This is a genomic window from Acinetobacter sp. TGL-Y2 (assembly GCF_001612555.1).
GTDB lineage: Bacteria > Pseudomonadota > Gammaproteobacteria > Pseudomonadales > Moraxellaceae > Acinetobacter.
The window spans coordinates 3112249-3124091 of the sequence record NZ_CP015110.1 but is presented as its reverse complement, the minus strand read 5'-3'; the positions used below and the strand labels follow the sequence as shown (position 1 = coordinate 3124091).

Genomic DNA, 11843 nt, shown 5'->3' with positions numbered 1-11843 from the left:
GCATGCAATGGCTTCAAGCAATGTTTCAATCTAAACCCCAACATAAATATGCGATCAATTCGAAAATGTTGGGGGATGAGAATTTAATTGCTTGGAGCAATTTGGGCTATTGGGATGCTAAAACAACATCTTATCCACACGCATGCCGCCGTTTAGCATCACGCTTGGCAGATGCCGTACATTTAACTTCAAACGATCGAGTGCTGGATTTAGGCTGTGGACAAGGGGCAAGTCTGCAATTGTGGAATGAGCAATATCATGTCCGGCACATTGAGGCGGTTGAACTGCAAGCGCATTGTGTCAGCCTCATTCAGCACAATCTGGACTTTATCCACCGTATTCAGTGCACTTCCTTTTTTAATTTAAATGTACGGAACTTTGAATTTAAATTTGACGTGATTTTATGTATAGATGCAGCCTATCACTATAATTTAAATTCATTTCTGAACTCAGTCTCGAATATTTTAAATTCACAAGGACGTCTTGGTTTTCATAGCTTGAGTTTGACTGAAAAATTTGATGCTTTAAGTGCAGTACAGAAACTGAAATACCAAGCTCTGTTAAAGTGTGCAGATGTGTGTTTGTCTGATTTAAATACGGCGCAACAGATTGAGCAGTTACTTTGGCAACATGGCTATGATGAGATTCAAATTGAACAGTTAACTGAGCCAGTTTTGTCCGGTTTTTCTCATTATATTCAAAAACAACAACAAGCCACACCCAAAAAATCGCCAGTAGAACTTACTTTAAATAAGCATATGGATCGCTTTAAAATTGAAATGACAGCCAAGTTGTGTCAAAAATTATATACGGAAGGTTTGATCGACTATGTTCAAATCACAGCAAAAAAGCGTGATGAGAATCACCGAACGCCAGAAACAACAAAGCCCCACTAAAAAGCGAGGCTAAGTATAAAATGGTGCCGGCACACGGATTCGAACTGTGGACCTACTGATTACAAGTCAGTTGCTCTACCAACTGAGCTATGCCGGCAACGTGGAGAGAATAATAGCGTTTTTTGACCAAAACACAAGCCAAAAAACGACCAATCAACTTATTTTATGCTTTATTGTCGTGATGATCAGGTTTTAAGCCATGTTTAAGCATGATAAAAAAACGGTAGTGTGCAAAATTAACGTGGTTTAATCTAGAATAATCCAGAGAATACCTGAGTAACAGATATTAAATATGATCATAGAAACGATAAGCTACTTATGTACCCGTTGCCAATCAGCAAATATTTATAAGAATGGGCATAATAAAAGCGGGAATGCGCAGTTCAGATGTAAAGATTGCGGTCGATCAAGTGTGCTCAAACCTAAAATCAAATATACCGAAGAGCAAAAAGAACTCATCATCAATACTTATCTTGAACGAGGCAGTTTAAGAGGCATGCAGCGTCTATTTGGTGTTGCACCTCAAACGCTCATGGGATGGATAGAAAAAAGTAAACAACAGGAAATTGAGTGACGAATTACTTGATGCTCATCCAACAGATGTTCTAGAACTGGATGAACTGTGGAGCTTTGTAAAAGCTCGTCGTCATAAGGTTTGGAGTTGGATTGCACTATGCCGTCGTACACGTCAGGTCGTCGCTTATGTGTGTGGTCAGCGCAATGATAAAACGTGTACAGATTTATGTTGCCGTATTCCCACAGCCTACTTTAATTTAGCAACATGTAGTGATTATTGGTCAAGTTATGCTGAGGTGTTTGATCCGAATACCCATCGCTCTGTAGGTAAACATACAGGTTTAACAAACCATGTTGAGCGGTTCAATGCCACATTAAGAAATCGCTTGGGACGTTTTACACGGAAAACTTTAAGCTTTTCGAAGAAGAAAGAAAATCATGAAGCTGTCTTGCATATGTTTTTATTAAAATACAATCAAGACATGAAAGATAAGTGGTTAACACGTCATATTTAGACACTACCGATTTTTAGCTTAGGATCTAATTTACAGCGTTTTTTGCTTTTAATGGCAATAGGCTATTCTCGGCACTGCATAAATCCCTTGATAACCTTTATCTGCAAGAACAAATGAACCATTAGGAATCTGATTCAAGTTGTATTTAAACAGTTCAAAATCATGTACTGAACCGCGATCAGTGCATAAACTTAAAATTTTCTGAGTTTTATAATGAATAATGACCTGAACTTTGAAAGTATGAGCTTTTTTCTTGCCACTATAGCTTTTCTTCTGTTTTTTTAGGTCTTTGTATTGGAATTTCCGTGGCATCAACGATTACCATATTCCAATCTATACCTTCACCTTCAGGTAAGCTCTTCGGTAAGTGAAATAGATCCGACTTGATTAAGCAATCCTCCACATGGCGTATGACTCTTGGAGCAGTAGGCTCTGATACACCATAACTTATTGCGACATGGAACAATGTTCGGTATTCACGCCAATAATTTAAGCACAGGAGTATCTGATCCTTTATGCTCAATTTGGGTGGTCTGCTTTTCGTAGGAACATGCTTCTGCAATTGGTCAACCATTAAATAGAAGGTTGACCATGAGATGCCTGTATATCGCTTAAACTGTGATTCAGAAAGCTTCTTTGAGTCAATGTATTTCATTCAAAGATTATGCATGATTGTTCAAGATTCTTCGGCTCAAATAATAAGCAAAAGGTAGATCATTTTTTGATTTATGAAAGAGATCTAATCAAAAAAATACAGTTTTTTTATTACCTATATTATCTATTTTAATTAAAATTATTTTAACGAATGGTTAAATTTCACTTTGGAAGTGTATGAAAATTAATTAAATTTTCATACATTATAATAAGTTATATATAATACATATAATATATATATGTATATTAAATTTTGATATATATAATCCGCGATTCTTATAAAGACGGTTTAAAAGACTCATTACTTTTTCTAAAAAGTAAAGTTTTTTTTGGTTTTTTTGTGTACATTGTAGGTTTAAACAATGTGCCATTTTTAAAGTGGTATTTTTTGTGAATAAAGTATTTAGAGTAATTTGGAGTAAAGTTAAGGAACAATTTGTTGTTGTTTCTGAAGCGGCATCATTATCAAAAAATAAAGGTAGAACAACTAAAACGAAAGTTTTAACTCCTCTGAAAGCTAACGCATACCCTCAAACCGCTTTACATGTTTTGGCGGCTTCAATTTTAATCAGCATGTCTAATTTAGCGAACGCTACGATTAATATAGAAGTTCCAAATCCAGATCCAATAGGAACAGGATTTGTAACTGATAAAAATAAAGTGGTGAACAATAAAGCGAAAGATGACACTACAAAGGCAGGAAGTGTAGTCATCGGTGGTGGTAATACAGTAGGTATAGCCTATGCAGGTACAGCTGTTGGTTTCTTAAACGAAAGTAGTGGTGGTTCTTTTGATGGAAAAGAACAAATTGGCAATGTAATTTATACATATTTTACACCAGCTGGTACAGCTATTGGTTATGGTAACAAAGCTCTAGGTTCAGAATCCCATGCTTTTGGGGGCGGTAATGTTGCGTCTAAACTACAATCATTAGCATTTGGTTTTTCAAATAATGTTGAGGCAGCTCAAAGCTCGGCATTTGGTCACGAAAATAATGTAAACGCAGCTCAAAGCTCGGCCTTTGGTCATAAAAATACTGTATCAGGTCAACACTCTTCAGTATTAGGGACATCAAATAATATTCAAGGTTTTGAATCTGGAGCTTTTGGTATATCTAATAGTATAAGTTCCGTTAGTTCATCGTACATTTTAGGGAATCTTAGTAGTACGGTATCTGATAATACCTTTGTTGTTGGTAATAACTCTAAGGCATCGGGTAAAAATAGCATAGTGATCGGATCTAATGCCAAAACTATGGCTGATGATACGATTGCCATTGGTAATGGTTCTGTTGCTAATATTGCTGGGGGTGTTGCAGGATACAACCCATTTACGAAAACAAATAATGGGCTTGGCACGTCTTCAAATGGCAGTATTTCTGTTGGTGATGCTGCAAATAATGCAACTAGACAGATTACAAACTTAGCAGCAGGTACAAAAGATACAGATGCTGTAAATGTCGCACAATTAAAACAAACAGGTTGGATCGCAAAAACATCTGGAACAACAAGCGATATAAAATCTGGAGATACGTTTGAATTTGTAGCTGGAAAAAATATAAAGCTAGATCAAAATGGTAATAAACTGACGATTACTTCTATTGATCAAGGCTTAGACTTTGCTGGGAATGAAGGCGAGTTCCACCGCAATCTGGGTGAAAAAACCACGATCAAAGGTGAAGCGACGACAGCAGGAACATACAGCGGTCAAAACCTCAAAACCGTAGCAGATGAAAACGGCAACATCATGCTGCAAATGGCAGAACGTCCAGAATTCTCAGGACTGACTGTAACTGGCAAAGATGGCAAAGATGCATCAATTTCATTCAATGGTAAAGATGGCCTACCAGGCATGTCATTGGTGGGTAAAGATGGTGCTATTGGCGTTAAAGGCAAAGACGGCAAAGATGGCGTGAGCTTCCAAGAAGATGGACGCATCAGCAATCTAACTGCAGGCAAAGATGGCAAAGATGCGGTGAATAAAGACCAACTCGATGCATTAGATCAAGATCTCATCGCTAAAGGCTTAGACTTTGCTGGGAATGAAGGCGAGTTCCACCGCAATCTGGGTGAAAAAACCACGATCAAAGGTGAAGCGACGACAGCAGGAACATACAGCGGTCAAAACCTCAAAACCGTAGCAGATGAAAACGGCAACATCATGCTGCAAATGGCAGAACGTCCAGAATTCTCAGGACTGACTGTAACTGGCAAAGATGGCAAAGATGCATCAATTTCATTCAATGGTAAAGATGGCCTACCAGGCATGTCATTGGTGGGTAAAGATGGTGCTATTGGCGTTAAAGGCAAAGACGGCAAAGATGGCGTGAGCTTCCAAGAAGATGGACGCATCAGCAATCTAACTGCAGGCAAAGATGGCAAAGATGCGGTGAATAAAGACCAACTCGATGCATTAGATCAAGATCTCATCGCTAAAGGCTTAGACTTTGCTGGAAATGAAGGCGAGTTCCACCGCAATCTGGGTGAAAAAACCACGATCAAAGGTGAAGCGACGACAGCAGGAACATACAGCGGTCAAAACCTCAAAACCGTAGCAGATGAAAACGGCAACATCATGCTGCAAATGGCAGAACGTCCAGAATTCTCAGGACTGACTGTAACTGGCAAAGATGGCAAAGATGCATCAATTTCATTCAATGGTAAAGATGGCCTACCAGGCATGTCATTGGTGGGTAAAGATGGTGCTATTGGCGTTAAAGGCAAAGACGGCAAAGATGGCGTGAGCTTCCAAGAAGATGGACGCATCAGCAATCTAACTGCAGGCAAAGATGGCAAAGATGCGGTGAATAAAGACCAACTCGATGCATTAGATCAAGATCTCATCGCTAAAGGCTTAGACTTTGCTGGAAATGAAGGCGAGTTCCACCGCAATCTGGGTGAAAAAACCACGATCAAAGGTGAAGCGACGACAGCAGGAACATACAGCGGTCAAAACCTCAAAACCGTAGCAGATGAAAACGGCAACATCATGCTGCAAATGGCAGAACGTCCAGAATTCTCAGGACTGACTGTAACTGGCAAAGATGGCAAAGATGCATCAATTTCATTCAATGGTAAAGATGGCCTACCAGGCATGTCATTGGTGGGTAAAGATGGTGCTATTGGCGTTAAAGGCAAAGACGGCAAAGATGGCGTGAGCTTCCAAGAAGATGGACGCATCAGCAATCTAACTGCAGGCAAAGATGGCAAAGATGCGGTGAATAAAGACCAACTCGATGCATTAGATCAAGATCTCATCGCTAAAGGCTTAGACTTTGCTGGAAATGAAGGCGAGTTCCACCGCAATCTGGGTGAAAAAACCACGATCAAAGGTGAAGCGACGACAGCAGGAACATACAGCGGTCAAAACCTCAAAACCGTAGCAGATGAAAACGGCAACATCATGCTGCAAATGGCAGAACGTCCAGAATTCTCAGGACTGACTGTAACTGGCAAAGATGGCAAAGATGCATCAATTTCATTCAATGGTAAAGATGGCCTACCAGGCATGTCATTGGTGGGTAAAGATGGTGCTATTGGCGTTAAAGGCAAAGACGGCAAAGATGGCGTGAGCTTCCAAGAAGATGGACGCATCAGCAATCTAACTGCAGGCAAAGATGGCAAAGATGCGGTGAATAAAGACCAACTCGATGCATTAGATCAAGATCTCATCGCTAAAGGCTTAGACTTTGCTGGGAATGAAGGCGAGTTCCACCGCAATCTGGGTGAAAAAACCACGATCAAAGGTGAAGCGACGACAGCAGGAACATACAGCGGTCAAAACCTCAAAACCGTAGCAGATGAAAACGGCAACATCATGCTGCAAATGGCAGAACGTCCAGAATTCTCAGGACTGACTGTAACTGGCAAAGATGGCAAAGATGCATCAATTTCATTCAATGGTAAAGATGGCCTACCAGGCATGTCATTGGTGGGTAAAGATGGTGCTATTGGCGTTAAAGGCAAAGACGGCAAAGATGGCGTGAGCTTCCAAGAAGATGGACGCATCAGCAATCTAACTGCAGGCAAAGATGGCAAAGATGCGGTGAATAAAGACCAACTCGATGCATTAGATCAAGATCTCATCGCTAAAGGCTTAGACTTTGCTGGAAATGAAGGCGAGTTCCACCGCAATCTGGGTGAAAAAACCACGATCAAAGGTGAAGCGACGACAGCAGGAACATACAGCGGTCAAAACCTCAAAACCGTAGCAGATGAAAACGGCAACATCATGCTGCAAATGGCAGAACGTCCAGAATTCTCAGGACTGACTGTAACTGGCAAAGATGGCAAAGATGCATCAATTTCATTCAATGGTAAAGATGGCCTACCAGGCATGTCATTGGTGGGTAAAGATGGTGCTATTGGCGTTAAAGGCAAAGACGGCAAAGATGGCGTGAGCTTCCAAGAAGATGGACGCATCAGCAATCTAACTGCAGGCAAAGATGGCAAAGATGCGGTGAATAAAGACCAACTCGATGCATTAGATCAAGATCTCATCGCTAAAGGCTTAGACTTTGCTGGGAATGAAGGCGAGTTCCACCGCAATCTGGGTGAAAAAACCACGATCAAAGGTGAAGCGACGACAGCAGGAACATACAGCGGTCAAAACCTCAAAACCGTAGCAGATGAAAACGGCAACATCATGCTGCAAATGGCAGAACGTCCAGAATTCTCAGGACTGACTGTAACTGGCAAAGATGGCAAAGATGCATCAATTTCATTCAATGGTAAAGATGGCCTACCAGGCATGTCATTGGTGGGTAAAGATGGTGCTATTGGCGTTAAAGGCAAAGACGGCAAAGATGGCGTGAGCTTCCAAGAAGATGGACGCATCAGCAATCTAACTGCAGGCAAAGATGGCAAAGATGCGGTGAATAAAGACCAACTCGATGCATTAGATCAAGATCTCATCGCTAAAGGCTTAGACTTTGCTGGAAATGAAGGCGAGTTCCACCGCAATCTGGGTGAAAAAACCACGATCAAAGGTGAAGCGACGACAGCAGGAACATACAGCGGTCAAAACCTCAAAACCGTAGCAGATGAAAACGGCAACATCATGCTGCAAATGGCAGAACGTCCAGAATTCTCAGGACTGACTGTAACTGGCAAAGATGGCAAAGATGCATCAATTTCATTCAATGGTAAAGATGGCCTACCAGGCATGTCATTGGTGGGTAAAGATGGTGCTATTGGCGTTAAAGGCAAAGACGGCAAAGATGGCGTGAGCTTCCAAGAAGATGGACGCATCAGCAATCTAACTGCAGGCAAAGATGGCAAAGATGCGGTGAATAAAGACCAACTCGATGCATTAGATCAAGATCTCATCGCTAAAGGCTTAGACTTTGCTGGGAATGAAGGCGAGTTCCACCGCAATCTGGGTGAAAAAACCACGATCAAAGGTGAAGCGACGACAGCAGGAACATACAGCGGTCAAAACCTCAAAACCGTAGCAGATGAAAACGGCAACATCATGCTGCAAATGGCAGAACGTCCAGAATTCTCAGGACTGACTGTAACTGGCAAAGATGGCAAAGATGCATCAATTTCATTCAATGGTAAAGATGGCCTACCAGGCATGTCATTGGTGGGTAAAGATGGTGCTATTGGCGTTAAAGGCAAAGACGGCAAAGATGGCGTGAGCTTCCAAGAAGATGGACGCATCAGCAATCTAACTGCAGGCAAAGATGGCAAAGATGCGGTGAATAAAGACCAACTCGATGCATTAGATCAAGATCTCATCGCTAAAGGCTTAGACTTTGCTGGAAATGAAGGCGAGTTCCACCGCAATCTGGGTGAAAAAACCACGATCAAAGGTGAAGCGACGACAGCAGGAACATACAGCGGTCAAAACCTCAAAACCGTAGCAGATGAAAACGGCAACATCATGCTGCAAATGGCAGAACGTCCAGAATTCTCAGGACTGACTGTAACTGGCAAAGATGGCAAAGATGCATCAATTTCATTCAATGGTAAAGATGGCCTACCAGGCATGTCATTGGTGGGTAAAGATGGTGCTATTGGCGTTAAAGGCAAAGACGGCAAAGATGGCGTGAGCTTCCAAGAAGATGGACGCATCAGCAATCTAACTGCAGGCAAAGATGGCAAAGATGCGGTGAATAAAGACCAACTCGATGCATTAGATCAAGATCTCATCGCTAAAGGCTTAGACTTTGCTGGAAATGAAGGCGAGTTCCACCGCAATCTGGGTGAAAAAACCACGATCAAAGGTGAAGCGACGACAGCAGGAACATACAGCGGTCAAAACCTCAAAACCGTAGCAGATGAAAACGGCAACATCATGCTGCAAATGGCAGAACGTCCAGAATTCTCAGGACTGACTGTAACTGGCAAAGATGGCAAAGATGCATCAATTTCATTCAATGGTAAAGATGGCCTACCAGGCATGTCATTGGTGGGTAAAGATGGTGCTATTGGCGTTAAAGGCAAAGACGGCAAAGATGGCGTGAGCTTCCAAGAAGATGGACGCATCAGCAATCTAACTGCAGGCAAAGATGGCAAAGATGCGGTGAATAAAGACCAACTCGATGCATTAGATCAAGATCTCATCGCTAAAGGCTTAGACTTTGCTGGGAATGAAGGCGAGTTCCACCGCAATCTGGGTGAAAAAACCACGATCAAAGGTGAAGCGACGACAGCAGGAACATACAGCGGTCAAAACCTCAAAACCGTAGCAGATGAAAACGGCAACATCATGCTGCAAATGGCAGAACGTCCAGAATTCTCAGGACTGACTGTAACTGGCAAAGATGGCAAAGATGCATCAATTTCATTCAATGGTAAAGATGGCCTACCAGGCATGTCATTGGTGGGTAAAGATGGTGCTATTGGCGTTAAAGGCAAAGACGGCAAAGATGGCGTGAGCTTCCAAGAAGATGGACGCATCAGCAATCTAACTGCAGGCAAAGATGGCAAAGATGCGGTGAATAAAGACCAACTCGATGCATTAGATCAAGATCTCATCGCTAAAGGCTTAGACTTTGCTGGAAATGAAGGCGAGTTCCACCGCAATCTGGGTGAAAAAACCACGATCAAAGGTGAAGCGACGACAGCAGGAACATACAGCGGTCAAAACCTCAAAACCGTAGCAGATGAAAACGGCAACATCATGCTGCAAATGGCAGAACGTCCAGAATTCTCAGGACTGACTGTAACTGGCAAAGATGGCAAAGATGCATCAATTTCATTCAATGGTAAAGATGGCCTACCAGGCATGTCATTGGTGGGTAAAGATGGTGCTATTGGCGTTAAAGGCAAAGACGGCAAAGATGGCGTGAGCTTCCAAGAAGATGGACGCATCAGCAATCTAACTGCAGGCAAAGATGGCAAAGATGCGGTGAATAAAGACCAACTCGATGCATTAGATCAAGATCTCATCGCTAAAGGCTTAGACTTTGCTGGAAATGAAGGCGAGTTCCACCGCAATCTGGGTGAAAAAACCACGATCAAAGGTGAAGCGACGACAGCAGGAACATACAGCGGTCAAAACCTCAAAACCGTAGCAGATGAAAACGGCAACATCATGCTGCAAATGGCAGAACGTCCAGAATTCTCAGGACTGACTGTAACTGGCAAAGATGGCAAAGATGCATCAATTTCATTCAATGGTAAAGATGGCCTACCAGGCATGTCATTGGTGGGTAAAGATGGTGCTATTGGCGTTAAAGGCAAAGACGGCAAAGATGGCGTGAGCTTCCAAGAAGATGGACGCATCAGCAATCTAACTGCAGGCAAAGATGGCAAAGATGCGGTGAATAAAGACCAACTCGATGCATTAGATCAAGATCTCATCGCTAAAGGCTTAGACTTTGCTGGAAATGAAGGCGAGTTCCACCGCAATCTGGGTGAAAAAACCACGATCAAAGGTGAAGCGACGACAGCAGGAACATACAGCGGTCAAAACCTCAAAACCGTAGCAGATGAAAACGGCAACATCATGCTGCAAATGGCAGAACGTCCAGAATTCTCAGGACTGACTGTAACTGGCAAAGATGGCAAAGATGCATCAATTTCATTCAATGGTAAAGATGGCCTACCAGGCATGTCATTGGTGGGTAAAGATGGTGCTATTGGCGTTAAAGGCAAAGACGGCAAAGATGGCGTGAGCTTCCAAGAAGATGGACGCATCAGCAATCTAACTGCAGGCAAAGATGGCAAAGATGCGGTGAATATGGAGCAACTTCAGGAGCTGACAAATACCGTAAACAGTGGTTGGAATCTGAAAACAGGTGGTGATGCTGAGAAGGTTGCTTCTGGTGATACTGTTCAATTTAATGGTAATGGTGGAGTAAAAGTCACAAATAATGGATTAGAGGTACAAATTGCTTTAGAAGATAAGTTTACGGTTGGAGATAAAATACATATCGATGGCGTAAATGGATCTATTAATGTTGGGAAAGTTGATGTGAATGGTGATCAAGGTGTAATTGATGGTTTAACCAATACGACTTGGGATTCCGATGACATTACTTCAGGTCGTGCTGCTACAGAAGATCAATTGGCTCAAGTATCAAATAACTTGAGTAAAAATGTAGATTCTGCAAAAACAGAAGTAAAAAATGGTACAAATATAGTTGTCAATAAAGAAATTGATAGTAAAGACGGCCATGCCATTTATGTTGTTGCGACAGAGAAGGATGTTAGTTTTAATTCAGTAACATCTGAAAACATTAATGTTGGAGATGTTCATATTTCTGCTGATGGAATTAACGCAGGCGGGAATAAAATTTCTGGTATAGCCGATGGAGCTGTAAATCAAGACTCTACAGAAGCCATTAATGGGTCGCAGTTACATAATATTGGACAGGATATTGCAGACCATTTTGGTGGTAACTCGACAATAGACAATAATGGAAACATTTCTGCACCAACATATAACGTTGCGGATGGAAATTACAATAATGTGGGTGATGCTCTTGGTGCCATTGATGGCCGTGTTGCTAATTTATCTAACAATTTAGAGCAAGCATTTAGATATACAAATAACCGAATAGATAAATTGGAAGATAATTTATCTACAGGTATTGCTGCAACTGCTGCTCTAGAGCAAGCGCCATTTATTTCAGGTAAGTGGACTTATGCTGTGGGCGCAGCTCATTACAATGAGAAAACAGCAATAGGAGCAACGTTACGTCGTACTGCAGATAATGGCCGTTGGTCATTAACTGGTGGTGTGGCTGGCGGTACGGACGGCTCTCCACTAGTTCGTATAGGTGTTTCGAGTGTCATTAATTAAGTACTGA

General features: G+C 42.0%; 6 protein-coding genes and 1 tRNA gene. 4 read left to right on the top strand and 3 right to left on the bottom strand.

All coding sequences use genetic code 11. From position 1 onward, the window contains the following. Window positions 1-2 precede the first annotated feature (2 nt). Entirely contained in the window at window positions 3-896 is an 894-nt protein-coding gene (locus AMD27_RS14920; protein ID WP_067661967.1) for an SAM-dependent methyltransferase, read from the top strand. A gap of 21 nt (window positions 897-917) precedes the next feature. Here the strand turns inward: AMD27_RS14920 and AMD27_RS14915 are convergent. After that, window positions 918-993: transfer RNA gene (locus tag AMD27_RS14915), tRNA-Thr, on the bottom strand. A 195-nt stretch (window positions 994-1188) separates the two neighbouring features. On the opposite strand from AMD27_RS14915, the gene AMD27_RS14910 reads away from it, so the two are divergent. After that, window positions 1189-1470: a transposase-like zinc-binding domain-containing protein gene (locus tag AMD27_RS14910; protein WP_067661965.1), complete on the top strand. Its 282-nt coding sequence runs from the start codon at window positions 1189-1191 to the stop codon at window positions 1468-1470. Then, window positions 1463-1927, top strand: coding sequence for an IS1 family transposase (locus tag AMD27_RS14905; RefSeq protein WP_067661963.1), 465 nt, complete (start codon window positions 1463-1465; stop codon window positions 1925-1927). Before AMD27_RS14910 ends, AMD27_RS14905 begins: the two co-directional genes overlap by 8 nt. Window positions 1928-1975: 48 nt before the next feature. Here the strand turns inward: AMD27_RS14905 and AMD27_RS18290 are convergent, their stop codons facing one another. Both AMD27_RS18290 and AMD27_RS14900 read right to left on the bottom strand, forming a co-directional pair. After that, on the bottom strand, window positions 1976-2239 hold the full coding sequence (locus AMD27_RS18290; protein WP_212846450.1) for a transposase: 264 nt from the start codon (window positions 2237-2239) through the stop codon (window positions 1976-1978). Further along, window positions 2187-2501 carry a transposase family protein gene (locus tag AMD27_RS14900; protein ID WP_228140758.1) on the bottom strand — a complete coding sequence of 105 codons (315 nt, stop codon included), beginning with the start codon at window positions 2499-2501 and terminating at the stop codon, window positions 2187-2189. Before AMD27_RS14900 ends, AMD27_RS18290 begins: the two co-directional genes overlap by 53 nt. A 470-nt stretch (window positions 2502-2971) precedes the next feature. On the opposite strand from AMD27_RS14900, the gene AMD27_RS18795 reads away from it, so the two are divergent. Further along, a complete protein-coding gene (locus tag AMD27_RS18795; protein ID WP_171254811.1) occupies window positions 2972-11836 on the top strand; it encodes an ESPR-type extended signal peptide-containing protein in 8865 nt (2954 codons plus the stop codon). Window positions 11837-11843 lie beyond the last annotated feature (7 nt).